Annotated in this window: 16 protein-coding genes; 10 read left to right on the forward strand and 6 right to left on the reverse strand. The window is 74.4% G+C overall.

Annotated elements, in window-relative coordinates:
* Positions 1-225: 225 nt before the first annotated feature.
* Complete coding sequence (locus tag ACFWY5_RS49265) at positions 226-1,446, reverse strand: vanadium-dependent haloperoxidase (RefSeq protein WP_379622925.1); 1,221 nt, start codon at positions 1,444-1,446, stop codon at positions 226-228.
* A 146-nt stretch (positions 1,447-1,592) separates the two neighbouring features.
* Between ACFWY5_RS49265 and ACFWY5_RS49270 the strand changes: the two genes are divergently transcribed.
* Entirely contained in the window at positions 1,593-2,321 is a 729-nt protein-coding gene (locus ACFWY5_RS49270; RefSeq protein ID WP_379639091.1) for a phytanoyl-CoA dioxygenase family protein, read from the forward strand.
* A 169-nt stretch (positions 2,322-2,490) separates the two neighbouring features.
* Complete coding sequence (locus ACFWY5_RS49275) at positions 2,491-7,995, forward strand: carboxyl transferase domain-containing protein (RefSeq protein ID WP_379639092.1); 5,505 nt, start codon at positions 2,491-2,493, stop codon at positions 7,993-7,995.
* Between the two features lie 4 nt (positions 7,996-7,999).
* Here ACFWY5_RS49275 and ACFWY5_RS49280 read toward each other — a convergent pair whose 3' ends face one another.
* Positions 8,000-9,412, reverse strand: coding sequence for a hypothetical protein (locus ACFWY5_RS49280; RefSeq protein WP_379639093.1), 1,413 nt, complete (start codon positions 9,410-9,412; stop codon positions 8,000-8,002).
* Entirely contained in the window at positions 9,409-10,299 is an 891-nt protein-coding gene (locus ACFWY5_RS49285; RefSeq protein ID WP_379622917.1) for an ABC transporter ATP-binding protein, read from the reverse strand. The genes ACFWY5_RS49280 and ACFWY5_RS49285 overlap by 4 nt, the downstream gene beginning before the upstream one ends.
* Positions 10,300-10,421: 122 nt before the next feature.
* Between ACFWY5_RS49285 and ACFWY5_RS49290 the strand changes: the two genes are divergently transcribed.
* Positions 10,422-11,762, forward strand: coding sequence for a sensor histidine kinase (locus tag ACFWY5_RS49290; protein ID WP_379639095.1), 1,341 nt, complete (start codon positions 10,422-10,424; stop codon positions 11,760-11,762).
* A complete protein-coding gene (locus ACFWY5_RS49295) occupies positions 11,759-12,433 on the forward strand; it encodes a response regulator (protein ID WP_379622913.1) in 675 nt (224 codons plus the stop codon). The genes ACFWY5_RS49290 and ACFWY5_RS49295 overlap by 4 nt, the downstream gene beginning before the upstream one ends.
* 22 nt (positions 12,434-12,455) lie before the next feature.
* On the opposite strand, the gene ACFWY5_RS49300 is transcribed toward ACFWY5_RS49295, so the two are convergent.
* Both ACFWY5_RS49300 and ACFWY5_RS49305 read right to left on the reverse strand, forming a co-directional pair.
* Positions 12,456-12,971 carry an XdhC family protein gene (locus ACFWY5_RS49300; protein WP_379622911.1) on the reverse strand — a complete coding sequence of 172 codons (516 nt, stop codon included), beginning with the start codon at positions 12,969-12,971 and terminating at the stop codon, positions 12,456-12,458.
* A 27-nt stretch (positions 12,972-12,998) separates the two neighbouring features.
* Positions 12,999-14,618 (reverse strand): serine/threonine protein kinase, encoded by a 1,620-nt coding sequence (locus ACFWY5_RS49305; RefSeq protein ID WP_379639096.1) that lies wholly within the window; start codon positions 14,616-14,618, stop codon positions 12,999-13,001.
* Between the two features lie 126 nt (positions 14,619-14,744).
* Between ACFWY5_RS49305 and ACFWY5_RS49310 the strand changes: the two genes are divergently transcribed.
* The 4 genes from ACFWY5_RS49310 to ACFWY5_RS49325 all read left to right on the forward strand — a co-directional run bounded on the left by ACFWY5_RS49310 (position 14,745) and on the right by ACFWY5_RS49325 (position 17,302).
* Positions 14,745-14,975 (forward strand): hypothetical protein, encoded by a 231-nt coding sequence (locus ACFWY5_RS49310; protein WP_379622907.1) that lies wholly within the window; start codon positions 14,745-14,747, stop codon positions 14,973-14,975.
* 3 nt (positions 14,976-14,978) lie between these two features.
* Positions 14,979-15,437 carry a Clp protease N-terminal domain-containing protein gene (locus ACFWY5_RS49315; RefSeq protein WP_379639097.1) on the forward strand — a complete coding sequence of 153 codons (459 nt, stop codon included), beginning with the start codon at positions 14,979-14,981 and terminating at the stop codon, positions 15,435-15,437.
* Between the two features lie 153 nt (positions 15,438-15,590).
* Positions 15,591-16,466: an ABC transporter ATP-binding protein gene (locus ACFWY5_RS49320; protein WP_379639098.1), complete on the forward strand. Its 876-nt coding sequence runs from the start codon at positions 15,591-15,593 to the stop codon at positions 16,464-16,466.
* A complete protein-coding gene (locus ACFWY5_RS49325; protein WP_379622901.1) occupies positions 16,463-17,302 on the forward strand; it encodes an ABC transporter permease in 840 nt (279 codons plus the stop codon). Before ACFWY5_RS49320 ends, ACFWY5_RS49325 begins: the two co-directional genes overlap by 4 nt.
* 1 nt (position 17,303) lies before the next feature.
* Here the strand turns inward: ACFWY5_RS49325 and ACFWY5_RS49330 are convergent, their stop codons facing one another.
* Complete coding sequence (locus ACFWY5_RS49330) at positions 17,304-17,915, reverse strand: TetR/AcrR family transcriptional regulator (RefSeq protein ID WP_379622899.1); 612 nt, start codon at positions 17,913-17,915, stop codon at positions 17,304-17,306.
* Between the two features lie 70 nt (positions 17,916-17,985).
* Here ACFWY5_RS49330 and ACFWY5_RS49335 point away from each other — a divergent pair, with 70 nt between their 5' ends.
* Both ACFWY5_RS49335 and ACFWY5_RS49340 read left to right on the forward strand, forming a co-directional pair.
* Complete coding sequence (locus tag ACFWY5_RS49335) at positions 17,986-19,161, forward strand: cytochrome P450 (RefSeq protein ID WP_379639099.1); 1,176 nt, start codon at positions 17,986-17,988, stop codon at positions 19,159-19,161.
* 3 nt (positions 19,162-19,164) lie between these two features.
* On the forward strand, positions 19,165-19,359 hold the full coding sequence (locus tag ACFWY5_RS49340; protein ID WP_379639100.1) for a ferredoxin: 195 nt from the start codon (positions 19,165-19,167) through the stop codon (positions 19,357-19,359).
* Positions 19,360-19,369 lie beyond the last annotated feature (10 nt).

Consider the following 19,369-nt stretch of genomic DNA (forward strand, 5'->3'; position numbering starts at 1 on the left):
GGGGGGGGGCCAGGCCCCGCCCCCCCCCCGCCCCCCCCCGGCGGCACCGGCGCCTTCACCGTGACAGTGCCGCGTGCCTCGCGGCGCCCGCGGCTTTCGCGCAAGCGGCGCCTGTCCCCCGGGCACGGGGAACAGGCGCCGGTAGTGACGGACCCTGGGGGTGGGGCCCGCCACCGGTCTTCCACCCCCGCCCCCGGCGGTGTGGCCGTCAAGGGCGGCGGAGGCCTAGAAGAGCAGGCCGGGCAGGTGCAGCAGGGAGTGCAGCGCCACGCGCCGCCCCAGCTGCGCGCCGGCGTCGTCGGCGTTGCGGGTGTGGATGCCCGACCAGACGCGGGCGTCCAGGTTCTCCTGGGTGAACTGCCGCCAGGAGGTGTAGGTGCGGTCCGCCCCGGGCGCCACCACGCTGGAGGCGGTGACGGGCCGCGCCGGGCGGGGACCGGTCAGCGCGGTGAGGACCTGCTCGGCGGCGCCGGCGTAGGCGGCGTGGCCGCTGACGTAGTCGGGGTGGGGCGGGGTCTCGTGCAGCGGCGTCCAGCCGGTGTACCCGGCGGCGCGCAGCGCGGTCACCGGCCGCCAGCGCACGTGCGCGTACTTGGCGTCGGAGACGGCGATCTGCGTGTCGACGGAGGCCACGTGGAAGGCGGCCACCAGGCCGGCGCGGGCCGCCAGCGGCCACGACGCCTTCTGCTCCAGCGCCCCCCGCAGCACCTGGGTGAAGATCGGCAGCGGGGTGGTGGCCCAGAACTGCGCCACCGCGGTCTGCTCGGGCGTGCGGGCGGTGGAGTCGGCGGCGCCGTAGAGGCGTACTTCCTCCATGTCGCGGCGGTAGCGCTCGGAGTCGAGGGGGTCGGGCGTGGGCCGGAACTGGCTGCCGCCGGCCAGCAGGAACGGCTTGGCCCGGCGCAGGCCGTACTGGATGCCGGGGGTGTGGGACGGAGGGGTGGGCTGCCAGACGCCCGGCGCGCCCGGCCGCGGGTGGTAGGGGGCGTCGACGGACGCCGGGTCCAGGCCGTCGCCGGCGCGCTCGGCCAGCAGGGCGGCGGTGGCGGCCTTGCCGGCGGCGATCCCGCGCTCCTTGTCCTGTCCCTCGGGGATGCGCGCCAGCGTGCCGGCCAGGACCGCGTCCAGCTGCGGCTTTCCGGGCGGCGCGAAGTCGAGCAGGGCCGCGTGCACGGCCGAGGCCAGCGCGGCCTGCTGGTAGGCGGCCGGGGCCAGCGGCTGGCGCACCAGCGCCCGGGTGGCCGCGGTCCAGCCGATCGCCCACACGCGCGAGTTGGTCGCCGCGGCGGAGGCGCCGCCGAGCTTGACGGTCAGGGCGGAGGCGTCGTACCACTCCAGGGCGACGTCGACCGCGCCGGCGGTGCGCGCGGCCGCGGAGGTCGAGGTGAGGGTGGTCGGCAGTACGGCCAGCACGAGCACGGCCGCTATGCGGGATAAGCGCGACATCGAGCCGGTGGTCCTTTCTGTGGGAGTGCCTGGGCGTAACGCTCGTGCCGGCGCCGATCAACGGCAACCCCTACCCGCGCCTTGGCCTGCGGCTCTGGGGTGTCGCAGGGGGTAAATCGGTGGACATGGTCGTTAGCGTGGCGGGCATGGACGTCATCGATATCGAGCGTTTCGCCGCGGACGGTTTCGCCAAAGTGGAGGCGGTCGTCGAGCCGCAGGTGGCCGATGAGGCCCGCATGCTGCTGTGGCGCCAGATCGGCCTGTCGCCCGACGAGCCGGCCTCCTGGCGCGAGCCGGTCGTGTGGGCGATGGACACCACGGGAGCGGGCCCGTTCGGGCAGATCATGAGGAACCCGCGGCTGCACGCGGCCTACGACGCCGTGGCCGGGCCGGGCGGCTGGCTGCCGCGCGGGGCGCTGGGCATGGTGCCCGTGCGCTTCCCGCGCCTGCCGCCGGCCGAGGACCGCGGCTGGCACATCGACGCCAACACCCAGCGTCGCGACGGCAGCTGGGGCGTCAGCGGCCGTTCGCAGACGATGTTGCTGCTGGTGCTGCTGTCGCACGTGAGGCCGGACGACGCGCCGACGCGGGTGCGGGTGGGTTCACACCGCGACGCCTTCGCCGTGCTGGGCGAGGAGGCGATGGACGCGATGGTGGCGGGGCCGCTGGTGGATGAGGCCAGCGCGCACCGGCCGACGGCGTATGCGACGGGGGCGCCGGGGGATGTGTACCTGCTGCACCCCTACACCGTGCACGCCGCCGACGAGCACCGCGGCGAGGAGCCCCGGTTCATGTCGCAGGGGCCCATCATGCTGAAGGAACCGGTCGACGGGCGGGGGGTGAACGTGCTGGCGCGGGCGCTGTCGGCGTCCTGAACGCCGGGAGGCTTTTGTGGGGTCCCCACAAGATGGGGGCCTCACCATGCGCGATGCGGACATTGGTATACCCGGCGGTGATCGAGCAGGGTATGGGGACAGGGTGCAGGCGACGCTCCGGGTTTCGGACGTCGCCTTCTGTGCGTGACGTCTTGGGGAGGCTCAGCCGGTGTTCAGTCGTGTGGCCATCGTCAACCGGGGAGAGGCCGCGATGCGGCTCATTCACGCGGTGCGGGATCTTTCAGCGGAGACCGGGCAGCGGATCGAGACGGTCGCCCTGTTCACCGACGCCGACCGCGGCGCGACCTTCGTGCGGGAGGCCGATCTGGCGGTGCCGCTGGGGCCCGCCTCGGCGCGGCCGTACCTCGACCATGCCGTGCTGGAGCGGGCGCTGGCCGCGTGCGGCGCCGACGCCGCGTGGGTGGGGTGGGGGTTCGTCGCCGAGGACCCGGCCTTCGCCGAGCTGTGCGAGAAGCTCGGCGTCACCTTCATCGGGCCCAGTGCCGAGGCGATGCGCAGGCTCGGCGACAAGATCGGCGCCAAGCTCCTGGCCGAGCAGGTGGGTGTGCCGGTGGCGCCGTGGAGCCGGGGCGAGGTCGCCACGCCGGCCGAGGCGCTGGCCGCCGGGCGGGAGATCGGCTACCCGCTGATGCTCAAGGCGAGCGCGGGCGGCGGCGGGCGCGGTATCCGCATGGTCGCCTCCAGCCAGGAGCTGGCCGAGGCCTTTGAGCGCACCAGTCAGGAGGCGCTGCGCGCGTTCGGCTCGGGCGTGGTCTTCCTGGAGCGGCTGGTCACCGGCGCCCGGCACGTCGAGGTCCAGGTGATCGCCGACGGTCAGGGCGTGGCCTGGGCGCTGGGCGTGCGCGACTGCTCGGTGCAGCGCCGCAACCAGAAGATCATCGAGGAGTCGGCCTCGCCGGTGCTGTCGGCCGCGCAGAGCGCTGAGCTGAAGGCCTCGGCCGAACGGCTGGCCGTGGCCGTCGGCTACCGCGGCGCGTGCACGGTGGAGTTCCTCTACCACCCGGGTGAGAAGCTGTTCGCCTTCCTGGAGGTCAACACCCGGCTGCAGGTCGAGCACCCGATCACCGAGGTCACCACCGGTACCGACCTGGTCCGCCTGCAGTTGCACGTGGCCGCGGGCGGGCGGCTGGAAGGCGGGCAGCCGGCCGAGATCGGGCACGCCGTCGAGGCGCGGCTCAACGCCGAGGACCCCGACCGTGACTTCGCGCCGGCGCCCGGCCGCATCGCCCGCCTGGTGCTGCCGTCGGGGCCCGGTATCCGGGTCGACACCGGCGTCAGCGAGGGCGACACCATCCCCGCCGACTTCGACTCCATGATCGCGAAGATCATCGCCTACGGCAGCGACCGCGAGCAGGCGCTGGGCCGGTTGCGCCGCGCGATGGCCGACACCACGGTGATCATCGAGGGTGGCGCCACCAACAAGAGCTTCGTCCTGGACCTGCTGGAGCGGCCCGAGGTCGTCCAGGCCAGCGCCGACACCGGCTGGATCGACCGCGTGCGCGCCGAAGGCGGCCTGGTCAGCCACCGCCACTCCGCCATCGCCCTGGCCGCGGCCGCCATCGAGGCCTACCAGGATGAGGAGGAGGTCAGCCGGCAGCGGCTGCTGTCGACCGCCCACGGCGGCCGGCCCCAGGTCCAGCACGACCCCGGCCGTCCGCTGGATCTCAAACTGCGCGGCGTCGGCTACCGGGTGAGCGTCGCCCGCGTCGGGCACAACCGCTTCCGCGTCGCCGTGTCCGGGGGCGGCCGGCCGTACCCGGCCGACGTCGAGGTCGAGCGCTTCGACGAGCACTGCGGCCAGATCGTCGTCAACGGCCGCCGCTTCCGCCTGGTCTCGGCCACCCACGGCCCCATCCACCTGGTCGAGGTCGACGGCGTCACCCACCGCGTCAGCCGCGACGAGGGCGGCGTCGTGCGCTCGCCGGCGCCCGCGCTGGTCGTGGCCACGCCGCTGGCCGTCGGTGACGAGGTCGAGGCGGGGGCGCCGCTGCTGGTGCTGGAGAGCATGAAGATGGAGACCGTGCTGCGCGCGCCGTTCCGCGCCCGCGTGCGCGAATGCCCGGTCTCGGTCGGCAGCCAGGTCGAGACCGCCGCGCCGCTCATGCGGCTCGAGCCGCTGTCGGACGACGCTCCCGGCCAGGAGCAGGCCGCGGGCGCCGACGTGGAGATCGAACTGCCCGCCGAGCCCGCCCCCGCCTCCCCCGCCGAGCGCGTCGAGCGCGGCCTGCAGGACCTGCGCAGCCTGCTGCTCGGCTTCGACGTCGACCCCCACGACGGCCAGCGGGTCCTGTCGGCCTACCTGTCGGCGCGCGCCGAGCTCGGCGGCCGGCTGCTGGAGGGCGAGCTGAACCTGCTCACCCTGTTCGCCGACCTGTGCGAGCTCAGCCGTAACAAGCCCGGTGTCGAACTCGACGCCGAACCCGACAGCGCCGTGCACAGCCCGCGCGAGTTCTTCCACAGTTACCTGCAGAGCCTCGACGCCGAACGCGCCGGCCTCACCGAGAGCTTCCAGGCCAAGCTCGCCACCGTCCTGGCCCACTACGGCATCACCGGCCTGGACCGCACTCCGGAGCTGGAGGCCGCGGTCTTCCGTATCTTCCTGGCCCAGCAGCGCATCAGCACCGATGTCGCCATCGTCTCGGAACTGCTGCGCCAGTGGCTGGGCGGCACGCCCCCGCTGGAGTCGCTGTACGAGCGGGCCGGGCTGGCCCTGGAGCACCTGGTCGAAGCCACCCAGGTGCGTTTCCCCACCGTCTCCGACCTGGCCCGCGGCGTGGTCTTCCGCTGGTTCGCCCAGCCGTTGCTGCGCCGCAACCGCGCCAAGGTGTACGCCGCCGTCCGCGACGAGCTGCGCTACCTCGACCACAACCCCGAGGCGCCCGACCGCGCCGACCGCATCCAGGTCATGGTGGCCAGCGCCGAGCCGCTGGTGCGCCTGATCGGCCAGCGCATGCGCCGCCCGGGACGCGACCACGCCCCCCTGCTGGAGGTGCTGACCCGCCGCTATTACGGCAACCGCGCCCTGTCGCAGGTGGGCCTCAGCCAGGCCGGCGGCAGCCGGTTCGTCACCGCCGAGCACAGCGGCCCCAACGGTCTGGCCCGCGTGGTCACCACCGCCGTCGACATCGCCGCCCTGCCTGAGGCGGTCACCGCGCTGGCCGCCTTCACCGAACCCGACACCGGCCAGGAGCAGGGCCTGCGGCGCGAACTGGTCGCCGACCTCTACCTCACCTGGGAGGACCAGCCCGACGCCGAGGCCATGGCGCAGCGGCTCGGCCGCGTCCTGGCCGAGCACGCCCGCCCCCACGGCGTGCGCCGCATCACCACCACCGTCGCCGGCACCGGCGGCGCCGTGATGCACCACCACTTCACCTTCCGGCCCGACGGCGCCGGCGGCTTCACCGAGGACCGGCTGATCCGCGGCCTGCACCCGCAGATCGCCCAGCGCCTGCAGCTGCAGCGCCTGCGCGCCTTCGACCTGACCCGGCTGCCGTCGGCCGACGAGGAGGTCTACCTGTTCAAGGCCGTGGCCAAGAGCAACCCGGCCGACGAACGGCTCATCGCCATGGGCCAGGTCCGCGACCTGACCCCGCTGCGCGAGGCCGACGGCCGCCTGGTGGCGCTGCCCGCGGTCGAGGACGCCATCACCGCCGGCCTGGACGCCATCCGCAACATCCAGGCCCAGCGCCCCCAGAACAAGCGCTTCGACACCAACCGCATCATGATGTACGTCTGGCCTTCGACGGAGATCTCCACCGACGAGCTCAACATGCTGGTCCAGCGCATTCTGCCCACCACCGCCGGCGCCGGGCTGGAGGAGGTCCAGTTCGTGGCCCGCCAGCGCACCGCCTCCGGCGAGCTGGCCGAGGTGTCGGTGCGCATCACGCTGGATGCGGGACGCGGCGCCCACGTGCACGTCGGCAAGCCCTCCACCGAGCCGCTGCAGCCGCTGGACGACTACCGGCAGAAGGTTCTGCGTGCCGCCCGCCGCGGCACCGTCTACCCCTATGAGCTGACCGGTCTGCTGGCCGGGCCGCGCGGCGCCTTCACCGAGCACGACCTCGACGAGCACGGCGCGCTCGTGCCGGTGCGCCGGCCCCCGGGCAAGAACGCCGCGGCGCTCGTGGCGGGCGTGGTCACCACGATCACCGAGCGTCACCCCGAGGGCGTCACCCGCGTCGTCCTGCTGGGCGATCCGACCAAGGCGCTGGGCGCGCTGTCGGAGCCGGAGTGCGCGCGCGTCATCGCCGCCCTCGACCTGGCCGAGCGCATGCGGGTGCCGCTGGAGTGGTTCGCGCTGTCGGCCGGGGCGCGCATCTCGATGACCTCCGGCACCGAGAACATGGACTGGGTCGCGGCCGCGCTCAAGCGCATCGTCACCTTCACCCAGGCCGGCGGTGAGATCAACATCGTGGTCGCCGGGATCACCGTCGGGGCGCAGCCGTACTGGAACGCCGAGGCGACGATGCTCATGCACACCAAGGGCATCCTGGTGATGACGCCGGACTCGGCGATGGTGCTGACCGGCAAGCAGTCGCTCGACTTCTCCGGCGGCGTCTCGGCCGAGGACAACTTCGGCATCGGCGGCTACGACCGGGTGATGGGGCCCAACGGGCAGGCGCAGTACTGGGCGCCGAACCTGGCCGCGGCCCGCGAGGTGCTCATGGCGCACTACGACCACACCTATGTCGTGCCCGGCGAAAGCGGGCCGCGGCGGGCGTCCACGATCGACCCGGCGGGGCGGGACGTGCGTGCCTACCCGCACCAGATCGCCGGCAGCGACTTCACCACCGTCGGCGAGATCTTCTCCGCCGAGCACAACCCCGACCGCAAGAAGCCGTTCGACATCCGCACCGTGATGCGCGCGGTCTCCGACCAGGACCACCCGGTGCTGGAGCGGTGGGCGGGCATGGCCGACGCCGAGACCTCCGCCGTGCAGGACGCCCACATCGGCGGGTTCCCCGTCTGCCTGATCGGCATCGAGTCGCGCTCGGTGCCGCGGCGCGGCTTCCCGCCCACCGACGGCCCCGACACCTACACCGCCGGCACGCTGTTCCCGCGCTCGTCGAAGAAGACCGCGCGCGCGATCAACGCCGCCTCCGGCAACCGGCCGCTGGTGGTGCTGGCCAACCTGTCCGGCTTCGACGGCTCACCCGAATCGATGCGCAAGCTGCAGCTGGAGTACGGGGCGGAGATCGGCCGGGCGATCGTCAACTTCGACGGCCCGATCGTGTTCTGCGTCATCTCCCGCTACCACGGCGGCGCGTTCGTGGTCTTCTCCAAGGCGCTCAACCCGAACATGACGGTGCTGGCGCTGGAGGGCTCGTTCGCCTCGGTGCTCGGCGGCGCCCCGGCGGCGGCCGTGGTCTTCTCCGGCGAGGTCAACAACCGCACCGCGACCGACCCGCGGGTCACCGAGCTGCAGGCGCGGGTCTCGGCGGCCAGCGGAGCCGAGCGGGCGGCGCTGAACGCCCAGCTCGCCGAGGTGGCCTCCGCGGTGCGGGCGGAAAAGCTCGGCGAGGTCGCCGCGGAGTTCGACCGGGTGCACAGCATCCAGCGGGCCGTCGAGGTGGGGTCGGTCGATGCCATCATCGGCGCCGCCGAGCTGCGCCCGCGCATCATCGCCGCCATCGAGCAGGCCGCGACGCGGTGAGAGCTCACGCGTCGCCGCGGCCGAGGCGGCGCGCGCCCAGGGCGAGCGCGAGCGCGGTGTAGGCGGACAGCACCGCCAGCCCGGCCCAGCCCGGCAGCGGGAAGTAGCCCTCCTGCGGCAGAGCGCCGCCCGGCACGTGCGGGTAGGCGGGCACGCTCTGCTGGACGGCGAAGCCGGCCGCCGGGCTCACCCGCAGCAGCCACTGCCCCACCGGCGGCGGCAGCAGCGAGGTGGTGGCCAGCACGTACGGCAGGACGACGGCGGCCACGGCGAGGATGACGGCCGGGGCGGCCCGGCGCAGCCACGCGCCGAGCCCCACCGCCAGCACCGCCGTCAACGCCACCAGCGCCGCCGTGCCGGCCAGCACCCCCGCCTGGGTGAGGGCGGGCACCGGCAGGACGAGGTTGCCGTTGGCGCGCAGCAGCGGCACGGCGACCAGCGCGCTCGCGACCAGCACCGCCAGCGCGCCGGCGAAGGTGACCGTGCCGGCGACCACGGCCTTGGCCGCCAGCACCCGGCCGCGGCGCGGGCTGGCCAGCAGGCTGACGGCGATCAGGCCGCGCCGGTACTCGGCGGTGACGAACACGGTGGCCACCACGATGACGGCGATGAGCGCCAGCACGACCCCGGTCAGCAGCTGCTGGAGCGTCGCGCCGCCGTGGGCGCCGACGGGGGCGATGTCGCCGCCGCCGCTCACCGTGTACACGCCCGCGGCCTCGGTCACGGCGCCCCCGTCCGGAGGGGTCCACGCCTGCCCGGGAGCATCTCCGTGCAGGGTGAGATGGTCGAAGACGCCGGTCGCCGCCGCCCCGCCCGGATCGGCCCCCTCCGGCGGCTGCTCCGGTGAGGCGACGAACATCCCCACCCGCACCCGCGCGCCGAGCCCCGCCGGCCGGACGGTGCCGAGCGTACGCCACTGGCGGCCGTCGGCGGACTCGGCGCCGGTCACGTCCTGGCCGGTGCGGGTCAGGCGCAGCCACCGTGGCGCCGCGCCGGGGCCGCCGGCGAGATCCTCGGTGAAGTCGTGCTGCAGGCGCACCCCGTGCCCGGCCGTCACCATCACCGCCGCGTACGACGCCCCCGGCCGCGTGCCGTCCTTGACCAGCAGGCCCGCCTTGGCCCACGGCGCCGCCCCGCGCAGCGAGGCCACCCGCACGGTGATGCTGCCGTCGCCGCGCAGTTCCCGGTGGACGAAGGAGGGCAGGTCCCGCACGGCCTGCCCGCCCGGCCCGATCGGCGGCGCCGGGCAGGCCACCACGGTGTCGTTCATCCCGCAGCTGGTCGTGCTGGCCGCCGCCGTCGCCACCGCCAGCGCGACGATGGCCAGCAGCCCGGCGGCCAGCCCCGCCGTCCAGGCGCGCACGGTGCGCAGCTTCGTCCACTCCGCCCGCACCATCCGGCCGAACGCCACGCTCACCGGGTCAGCTCCATGTAGGCCTCCTCCAGCGTGGCCCGATGGGCGGCGATCTCGGTGTACGGCACGGCGGCGCCGTCCAGCACCCGCGCCACCCGCTCGCGCCCGTCGAGCCCGCGGACGGTGAGACCCTCTGGCCCGCTGACCGCCACCGTCGCGCCCGCGCCCGCCAACGCCGCCATGGCCGCCTCCCGCGCGCCGGTGCGCACGGTGAAGCGCCCGCGTGAGGCGCCGGCGAGGAGCTCGTCCACGCCCAGATCGGCCACCACCCGCCCCCGCCCGGCCACGACCAGATGCCCGGCGGTGTCCTGCATCCGGCTCATCAGGCGGCCGGCGACCAGCACCGCGCGCCCTTGGCCGGCCAGGTCCCGCAGCATCCCGCCCATCCACCCGGCCTCCCGCTGGTCCAGGCCGGTGAACGGCTCGTCCAGCACCAGAATCGGCGGATCGCCCAGCAGCGCCGCCGCCAGCCCGAGCCGTTGCCGTTGCCCTTGCGCCAGCGTGCCCGCCCGCCGCCGGATCGCCGCCCCCAGCCCCACCAACTCGGCCACCTCATCCACCCGCCGCGCCCCGGCGCCCTGCGCGTGGGCCAGCCACAGCAGGTGGTCGCGGGCCGTGCGGCCCGGGTGCGGCGCGCCGGTGTCCAGCAGCGCGCCGACGTGCCGCAACGGCTCCCCCAGGCTCCGATACGGCCGGCCGCCCACCAGCGCCGTGCCCTCCTGCGCGACGTCCAGCCCGAGCACCACCCGCAACGTCGTGGACTTGCCCGCGCCGCCGGGGCCGACGAACCCGGTGACCCGCCCCGGCCGGGCGGTGAACGACATGCCGTCCAGCGCCGCCACCGCGCCGAACCGCTTGCGCAACCCGTCGACCTCGATACTCGCCTCCATGTCCGGAAGCGTAGGCGGCCCGGCCCGGTGGGTCGTCCCGCACACGAGCGATCCTCCCTGCCCGGGTGACTCCCTCCCAGGAGGGATGCCGGGCGCTCGGCGGGCAGGCCACAATGGCTAGCGTGAAACAGGGCGATGACCAGCGCCGACAGGGCGGCGGTGGGTGGACGCGGGAGCGGGCGCAGCTGGCGGCGGGCGTGGCATTGGCGGTGCTGGCCGTGGGCGAGGCGCTGCTGCGGGCGCGTGGCCTGCCGGTGGACGGGTGGGGGCCGGTGAGCGACATCACCCCGGCCGGAACCCGCCCGCCCGCCGGCATGGGCCCGCCAGACCTGGGCCCCCCGGAGCTGGGCCCGGGCGGTCATGGGCTGGGCGGTCGGGGGCCGGGTGGGCCGGGGCTGGGTGGGCCGGAGCTGGGCGGTCTGGGGCCGGGATTGTCGCGGCTGGTTCCGCCGTTGCTGGCGCTGGCCACCACCGCGCCGCTCGTGCTGCTGCGCGGTCAGCGGGTGGCGGGCGCGGCGCTGGTGAGCGCCTCGGTGGTGCTGTCGCTGCTGGCCTTCCAGACGCTGACCGCCGCCGGGGCCGGGGCGCTGCTGCTGGCCTGCTACCTGGCCGGACGGGCCGGGCCCCCGGTGGCGGCCGTGGCGGTGGCGGCGCCGTACCCGGTGATGGCGATCATCGGCACGGCCGGCGCGGCCACCGCGACGCACACGCTCGTGCTGGCCTGCCTGGCGCCCGCCACGGCGCTGGCCGCCGTCGCCCGCCGCGCCCGCGCCGAGGCGCGCGAGCACACCGAGGCCCGGCAGGTCATCGCCGACTCGCTGCTGGAGCACACCGCGCGCGGTGAACGCGCCCGCATCGCCCGCGAACTGCACGACGTGGTCGCCCACCACATCTCCATGGTCGCCGTGCAGGCCGAGACCGCCCGCGTCAGCATCGCCGGAATGCCGCCCGCCGGGGCGCAGCGGCTGTCGGCCATCGGCGACACCGCCCGCGCGGCGCTGACCGAGATGCGGCGCCTGCTCGGGGTGCTGCGCGAGGACGCCGGAGCGAGCGCCGCGGCCCGCCGGCCACAGCCGGGGCTCGGCCTGGGCGAACTCAACGAGCTGCTGGACGAGGCCCGCCAGGCCTCCGGCACCGGCATGCGGCTCATCCTGCGGGGCACACCGGCGGCGCTGGACCCGGGGGTGGAGCTGGCGGCGTACCGGATCATCCAGGAGGCCCTCACCAATGCCCGCCGCCACGCGCCCGGCGCCGCCGTCGACGTGCGCCTGGACTACAGCGGCCAGGGCCTGCACCTGAGCGTGCGCGACAACGGACCGGGCCCCTCCGGCGGCGGCGACGGGCACGGGCTGGCGGGCATGCGCGAGCGTGCCGTCGCCGTCGGCGGACGCCTCAGCACCGCGGCCGCCCACGGCGGCGGCTTCCTCATCGAAGCCCACCTGCCCGGAAAGCAGACGCCATGAGCCAGGTGCGCATCGTGGTCGCCGACGACCATCCGGTCGTGCGCACCGGCTACGCGGAGATGCTCGGCACCCAGCCCGGCTTCACCGTCGTCGCCACCGCCGCCGACGGCGCCGAGGCGGTGCGGGTCTGCCGCGAGCACGCGCCGGACGTGGTCCTCATGGACGTGCGCATGCCCGGCATGGACGGCATCGAGGCCACCCGCCGCCTGGCCGCCGCCGGTGCGGGCCCGCGCGTGCTGATCCTGACGACGTTCGATCTCGACGAGTACGTCTACGACGCGCTGCGGGCCGGAGCCAGCGGCTTCCTGCTGAAGGACGTCACCGCCGAGCGCCTGTTCGAGGCGGTACGCGTCATCGCGGCCGGTGACGCCCTGCTGGCCCCGGCGGTCACCCGGCGCCTGATCAGCGAGTTCGCCCAGCTACGCCCCCAACAGGACCCGTCGGCCGCGGCGTCGCTGCGCGCGCTGACGCCACGCGAGACCGAGGTGCTGCGCCTGCTGGCCGAGGGCCTGTCCAACCCGGAGATCGCGCTGCGCCTGACGGTCACCGAGGAAACCGTCAAAACCCACGTCAGCCGCATCCTGACCAAGCTCGGCCTGCGCGACCGCACCCAGGCCGTGGTCACCGCCTACGAAAGCGGCCTGGTCATCCCCGGCACCCGCCCCAGCTAGCACAAAGCGCCTGGACACGGCTCTAGAACGTGAACCCGCCCGGCCGGCCGTTGCGGTCGGCGATCAGCCCGGCCAGGGTGGCCACGGCGATCTCCGGCGGCGTCTGGGAGCCGATGTTCAGGCCGATCGGCCGGTGCACGCGGGCGATCTGCGCGTCCTGCACGCCGAGCTCACGCAGCGCGCGCACGTGCGGGCCGGTGTGGCGGGGGCTGCCCATGATGCCGATCCAGCGCGCCGGTGTGGCCAGCAGGTCGCGCAGGAGCGGGCCGATCTCCTCGCGGTGATGGTCGGTGAGCACCACGTCGGTACCGGCGTCGAGGTAGGGGCCGGGTGCGCGCTCGGCCGGGTGGCCGGGCAGGACGCGGGCGGGGTCGGGCTCCAGCAGGACCGTGCGGTAGCCGAGCTCGGCGCCGTAGCGCAGCAGGCAATCGGCCACCGGCGAGGCGAAGACCGCCACCAGGGTGCGCGCCTGCCGCTCGGCCGGGGCGTGGCCGTGGGCGGCCTCGCACGCCGGGTCGTGGTCGTGACCGTGCGTCATGACGGCAGTCTGCGTGGTGCGGGCGCCTCATGACAAGCGGCAGGTGACCTCCTGTGCCATCCCGTTCTGCGGCTGCTCGGCGACGGCGTTGCGGCCCGGGTACTTCCACTGGCAGACCGTCGAGGCGGAGATCTTGGCGTTCGAACCGCCCATGCACCACAGGTTGGCCCAGCCGCCGCCGGCCATGCTCGCGCCCTGCGTCTTGCAGTAGGCGTGGGCGTCGTCGAGGGTGATCGGCGCCTGGGAGGGCGCGGCCGGCTCGCTGCTCTTGGTGGGCGTGGGCTTCTGCGTGGGTTTCTGTGTGGGTTTGTGGGTGGGCGCGGCGTCGGTCGGCTCGACGGGCGCCTGGGTGCGGGGCGCCTTGCGGGTGGCGCTCGGGGTGGCGCGGTGCGGGGAAGTGCTGGGTGTGGGTACGGCCTTGGCCGACTGCGAGCGTTTCGTGGCCCCGGGCGCCGGGGTGCCGTGGACGGCCGGGGTGGCGCCCACGTGAGCGGACGGCGCGGGCGTGGACGACGGGGGCGTGGAGGGCGCGGGGGTGGAGCCGGGCGTGGAGGGTCCGGCGGCCGGGACGGAGGCCTTCGCGGCGGCCGGGGTGGTCAGGGCGGCGTGGTTGCCGGCGGCGCCCGGCCCCAGCACGAAGTAGCCGGTGACCGCGGCGGCCAGCAGGACGGCGCCCGCCGTACCGAGGACCAGGCCGCGGCGCGCCCCCGCCCGCGCCGGCGCGACGGCCACCGGCGTCGTGGGGGCGCCCGCGGCGGCGGGAAGGCCGGGAACGTCCGGGGCGGCGAAGCCGGTGGCGGCGGTGCGGCGGACCGGGACGGTGTCCCACGCGGGCGGAGGCAGCGCCCGCAGACGCTCGATCACCTGGGCCGCGGTGGGCCGCCGCGCGGGCTCCTTGGCCAGGCACTCCCCCAGCAGCAGGCGCAGCGGGCCGTCCAGCTCGCCGAGGTCGGGATCGCCCTGCAGGATGAGGTGCAGGATGCCCGGGATGGAGTCGCCGACGAAGGCCCGCTGGCCGGTGGCGGCGTAGACCATGGTCGCGCCCCAGGCGAAGATGTCGGCGGCGGCGCCGATGTCGCCGCCGGCGATCTGCTCGGGCGCCATGTAGGCGGGGCTGCCGATGGGCTGGCTGCTGACCACCGACTGGCTGAGGTCCAGGGCGCGGGCGATGCCGAAGTCGATGACGACGGGCCCGTCGGGTCCCAGCAGCACGTTGCCGGGCTTGAAGTCGCGGTGCACGACCCCGGCCTCGTGGATGGCGGCCAGCGCGGTCGCGGTGTTGACGGCCAGGCGCTGCAGCGCGGCGGCGCCGCGGGCGCCGTTGTCGCGCACGGAGGCCTGCAGCGACGGCCCCTGGACATACTCGCTGACGATGTACGGCCGCGCCCCCACGAACCCGGAGTCCAGCACGTGCGCGGTGCAGAAGGGCGCCACCCGCTTGGCGGTCTCCACCTCGCGCAGGAAGCGCTGCTGTTCGCGCAGGTCGGCGATCAGATGCGGGTGCAGCAGCTTGATCGCGACCGGTGCGCCTTTGCCGGTGCGCCCGATGTAGACGGTGCCCTGCCCGCCCGCGCCCAGCCGCCCTTCCAGGCGGTAGGGCCCCACCGCCCGGGGGTCCTCGTCCAACAGGGCCAACACCTCGGGCACCCAGCCTCCAGCCAGTAACGTGGGCCAAGATCGTACCAAAGCAGGAGCGATGCCAGTTAAGGGACGAGTCAGAGCGTTAAGCAACCCAGGTTGCTCAATCCGGCTTAGTCAACTACAGTTGCTCGCATGTCCGCTGAAGAGATCCCTGCTCCCTCCGACCCCGCCGACGGCCTGGCCGCGGTGGCGGCCCTGCGGCGGCTGGCCGACCAGCTGGAGGACTCCGCCGTCGAGCAGGCGATGCGGGCGGGCTGGAGCTGGCCGCAGGTCGCCGAGGCACTCGGAGTGACGCGCCAGGCGGTCCACAAGAAGCACGCCAAGCGGCTCATCGCCGCGGGCGTCCAGCTGAGGAGGCGCTGAGCCGTGACCCCCTTCGACCACTACTTCCACACGATCATGACCCAGGGAGAATACGAGGCCCACCAGGACCACTCGGCCACCGTCGAGGCCCACCACCTGCTGCTGGCCATCGCCGGCTACGAGGGCACCACCGCCCACCGGCTCCTGGCCGAGGTGGGCCTGGACCGCGGCGGCGTGCGCGCGGCGCTGGATCGCGAGTTCGAGCACAGCCTCAACGCCGTCGGCATCTCCGCCGCCGCCTACCACCTGCCCCCAGCCGGCGGGGCGCCCAAGTCCCCGGGCATGGGCGCCTCGGCCAAACTCGCGCTCGAGCGCGCCTTCACCACCGTCCGCAAGAAGGACCTCGACTCCGCCCACCTGCTCGCCGGCATCCTGCGGGCGCAGGTCGGCACCGTGCCGCGCGCCCTGGCCCTGGCCGGCGTCGACCGCGAGGCCCTGCTGAACCGCGCCCAGGCCCTCTGACCCGGACCATCTGACCCAGGTCGTCTGACCCGGGCCGTCTGACCCGGTCCCGTCTGACCCGCGGCCCGCCTCCCGTTTCGCCGCATCACCGCGGAACGGTCCTGCCGCCATGGGTTAGTAAGCACTCACTCACCTCACAGGGAGAATTCCGCCATGCCCTCCGGCACCCCCGTGCTGGACGTCGACGGCCTGCGCATGCGCTACGGCAGCACCGACGTCCTGCACGATGTCACCTTCCAGGCCCGCCACGGCGAGGTCCTGGCCCTGCTCGGCCCCAACGGCGCCGGCAAGACCACCACCATCGAGATCCTCGAAGGCTTCCGCAGCCGCTCGGCCGGCCGCGTCCAGGTCCTCGGCGCCGACCCCGCCGACGGCGGCGAACGCTGGCGCGCCCGCGTCGGCGTGGTCCTGCAGTCCTGGCGCGACCACGGCAAATGGCGCGTCCGCGAACTGCTGGCCCACCTCGCCACCCACTACACCGCCTACACCCGCCCCTGGGACCCCGACGAGCTCATCGCGGCGGTCGGCCTCACCCCGCACGCCGGCAAGAAGATCAAAACGCTCTCCGGCGGCCAGCGCCGCAGGCTCGACGTGGCCATCGGCATCGTCGGCCGGCCCGAGCTGCTGTTCCTGGACGAGCCCACCGCCGCCTTCGACCCCGCCGCCCGCCACGACTTCCACGAACTCGTGCGCGGCCTGGCCGGCGACCAGCACACCACGATCCTGCTGACCACCCACGACCTGGCCGAGGCCGAGAAACTCGCCGACCGCATCGTCATCCTGGACGGCGGCCGCGTCATCGCCGACGGCAGCGCCGCCGAACTGGCCCGCCGCATCGCCGGCCAGGACGAGGTCCGCTGGGTGCACGAAGGCCGCCGCCACACGCACACGACCGCCGACTCCACCGGCTTCGCGCGCGAGCTGTTCGCCCGCCACGGCGCCGCCGTACAGGAACTGGAGGTGCAGCGCGCCTCCCTGGAGCAGACCTACCTCGCGCTGGTACGCCACGCCGAACAGGAGAACCGATGAACGCCGTGGTCCTGCGCGCCGGATGGCGGCGCGGCGTGATCGAGCTGCGCCAGTCCTTCACCAACGGGCCCGACCTGTTCAGCCACCTGCTGTGGCCGGTGCTGATGCTCGTCGTCATGTACTTCCTGCGCGAGAGCTCCTTCGGCGCCTCCGGGCTGCTGCTGGGCACCCTCGCCCTGCCAAGCGTCCTGGGCATGAACGCCGCGCTCGGCCTGGTCAGCCTCAGCCAGCAGCTCACCTACGAACGCGAGGACGGCACGCTGCTGCGCGCCAAGGCCACCCCGCACGGCATCCAGAGCTACCTGGTGGGCAAGGTCGTGTCGGTCTCCGGCGGCCTGCTGGCCGACCTGGCGATCTTCCTCGTGCCCGGCCTGCTGATCGTCAAGGGCCTGGACCCCGGCGCGGCCTCCTGGCCGGCGCTGCTGTGGGTGCTGGCGCTGGGCATGGTGGCCACGCTGCCGATCGGCGCGGTGCTGGGCTCGGTCTTCCCCAGCGCCCGCGGCCAGGGACTGCTGCAACTGCCGATCCTCGGCATGATCGCGATCTCCGGCATCTTCTACCCCATCACCGCGCTGCCGGAGTGGGTGCAGTGGATCGCCCAGGCCTTCCCCTTCTACTGGCTGGGCCTGGGAATGCGTTCGGCGCTGCTGCCGGACGCGGCGGTCATGGTCGAGATCGGCCAGTCCTGGCGGCACCTGGAGACGACCGGCGTGCTGGCCGCCTGGGCGGTGCTCGGCCTGCTGCTGGCTCCGGTGGTGCTGCGCAGGATGGCGCGCAAGGAGTCCGGTTCGAGCGTGGCCGCGCGCCGCGACAAGGCCCTGCGGCGCGCGATGTGACCTACAGCGAACGCAGGCCGCGCATCGCCAGCTCGGCCGCCCCGGCGCCGGCCTTGCGCCGCTCCGGTTCCGAGTGGCCGAGCTCGTGGCTGACCAGCGAGGCGGCCTGCAGCGCGCCCATGAGAGCGCCTATCGCGGCCGCCGCGGTGACCTCGTCGATCTCCTCGGGGAAGGTCTCGGCGAACGCGGCCGCGATCTTGCGCTGCAGGTCGAGCAGCACCATCAGGGCCCTGGCCTGCACGGAGGGCACGGTCATGACCAGTGTGCGGTAGGGCGCGGCCCACCCCGGCTCGTCGCTGAGCGGGCCGTGGTCGAGGAACCGGGCCACGACCTCCTCGTAGGTGCGCAGCAGCAGGTCGGCGATGGACTCGTCGGGGCGGCGGCCGGCCAGCACCTCCAGCGTCACCTCGTAGTAGTCGCCGGCGGCGAAGAAGACCACGTCCTCCTTGCTCGGGAAGTGGTTGAAGAACGTCTTGGTGGCCACGTCGGCCGCGGCGGCGATCTGGGCGACCGTGGTCTGCTCGAAACCCCGCTCGGCGAACAGCCGGAAGGCCGCCTCGGCGATGAGCTCCCTGGTCTGCCGCTTCTTGCGCGCGCGGCGCGTCTCCTCCATACGCAAACCTTACACCATCAGTATATTTACATCGGTTGTAACTTTACTTCGAGTGGTGTTATCTGGATGCATGATGCCTCTGCAACCCCCGGCGGGCCGCCCCTTCGACCCGCCCGACGAACTGGCCCGGCTGCGCGGCGAATGCCCCGTCAGCCCGATGACCTACCCCGACGGGCACGAGGGCTGGCTGGTCACCAGCCACGAGCTGGTCCGCGCCGTCCTGGCCGACCGGCGCTTCAGCCACCGCGCCGACCTCGTGCACACTCCCATGCCCGGCGCGGGCGCCCGCGACCCGCTGCAGCCGGCCCCGCCCGGCGCGTTCCTGGCCATGGACCCGCCCGAGCACACCCGCTACCGTCACCTGCTCACCGGCGAGTTCACGGTACGGCGCATGCGGCAGCTGAGCGGCAGCATCGAAGCCGTGGTGGCCGACCACCTGGACGCCATGCAGGCCAAGGGCCCGCCCGCCGACCTCGTCGCCGACTTCGCCCAGCCGATCCCCGGCGTGGTGATCTGCGAACTGCTCGGCGTGCCCGACGACGAACGCGAGCGCTTCCGCCACCACATGCCCGTCTTCGGCAGCACCCGCGCCAGCGCCGAGGACAAGGCCGCCGCCTTCGCCGCCGCCACCGGCTCCATCGCCGAGCTGATCGCCGCCAAACGCGCCCACCCCACCGACGACCTGCTCAGCGGCCTGGTCACCGGCGGCGAACTCACCGACGAAGAGCTCGTCACCATCGCCTTCGTGCTCATGGGCGGCGGCTTCGACACCACCGCCAACATGCTCGCCCTGGGCGCCTGGACGCTGATGCGCGAGCCCGGAAGCGTCGAGAAGCTGATGCGCGCGCCCGGCCCGGCGGTGGAGGAACTGCTGCGCTACCTCAGCATCATCCCCGCCACCGCGCGGGCCGCGCTGCAGGACGTCGAGCTCGGCGGCGAGCTCATCCGCCGGGGGCAGACGGTCACCGTCTCCATCCCGGCCGCCAACCGCGACCCCGCGCACTTCCCCGACCCCGACCGCCTCGACCTGGACCGCTCGACCTCCGGGCACGTCGCCTTCGGGCACGGCATCCACCAGTGCCTCGGCCAGCAACTGGCCCGGGTGGAGATGACGGCCGGGCTGCCGGCGTTGTTCGCGCGCCTGCCGGGGTTGCGGCCGGCCGTACCGGATGAGGAGGTGCCGCTGCGCACGGACATGATGATCTACGGCCTGCACGCGCTGCCGGTCACCTGGCAGGCGGGCTAGCCGATGCGTGTCGTCGCCGACCGGGAGCGGTGCGTGGGGGCCGGGATGTGTGCCCTGAGCGCGCCGGAGATCTTCGACCAGGACGAGCGGGACGGGCGGGTGGAGCTGCTGCAACCGCTGCCCACCGGCCCCGGCCAGGCCGCGGCGCGCCGCGTGGCGGGCCTGTGCCCGTCGGGGGCGATCACGCTCACGCCGTGAACGGCGGGGC

This window comes from Nonomuraea sp. NPDC059007 (genome assembly GCF_042740555.1).
Taxonomy (GTDB): domain Bacteria; phylum Actinomycetota; class Actinomycetes; order Streptosporangiales; family Streptosporangiaceae; genus Nonomuraea.

Coding starts and splice junctions, on each gene's coding strand:
- ACFWY5_RS49335 (WP_379639099.1), top strand. CDS start 17,986: ATGATGCCTCTGCAACCCCCGGCGGGCCGCCCCTTCGACCCGCCCGAC.
- ACFWY5_RS49265 (WP_379622925.1), bottom strand. CDS start 1,446: ATGTCGCGCTTATCCCGCATAGCGGCCGTGCTCGTGCTGGCCGTACTG.
- ACFWY5_RS49285 (WP_379622917.1), bottom strand. CDS start 10,299: ATGGAGGCGAGTATCGAGGTCGACGGGTTGCGCAAGCGGTTCGGCGCG.
- ACFWY5_RS49270 (WP_379639091.1), top strand. CDS start 1,593: ATGGACGTCATCGATATCGAGCGTTTCGCCGCGGACGGTTTCGCCAAA.
- ACFWY5_RS49300 (WP_379622911.1), bottom strand. CDS start 12,971: ATGACGCACGGTCACGACCACGACCCGGCGTGCGAGGCCGCCCACGGC.
- ACFWY5_RS49330 (WP_379622899.1), bottom strand. CDS start 17,915: ATGGAGGAGACGCGCCGCGCGCGCAAGAAGCGGCAGACCAGGGAGCTC.
- ACFWY5_RS49340 (WP_379639100.1), top strand. CDS start 19,165: ATGCGTGTCGTCGCCGACCGGGAGCGGTGCGTGGGGGCCGGGATGTGT.
- ACFWY5_RS49325 (WP_379622901.1), top strand. CDS start 16,463: ATGAACGCCGTGGTCCTGCGCGCCGGATGGCGGCGCGGCGTGATCGAG.
- ACFWY5_RS49295 (WP_379622913.1), top strand. CDS start 11,759: ATGAGCCAGGTGCGCATCGTGGTCGCCGACGACCATCCGGTCGTGCGC.
- ACFWY5_RS49320 (WP_379639098.1), top strand. CDS start 15,591: ATGCCCTCCGGCACCCCCGTGCTGGACGTCGACGGCCTGCGCATGCGC.
- ACFWY5_RS49310 (WP_379622907.1), top strand. CDS start 14,745: ATGTCCGCTGAAGAGATCCCTGCTCCCTCCGACCCCGCCGACGGCCTG.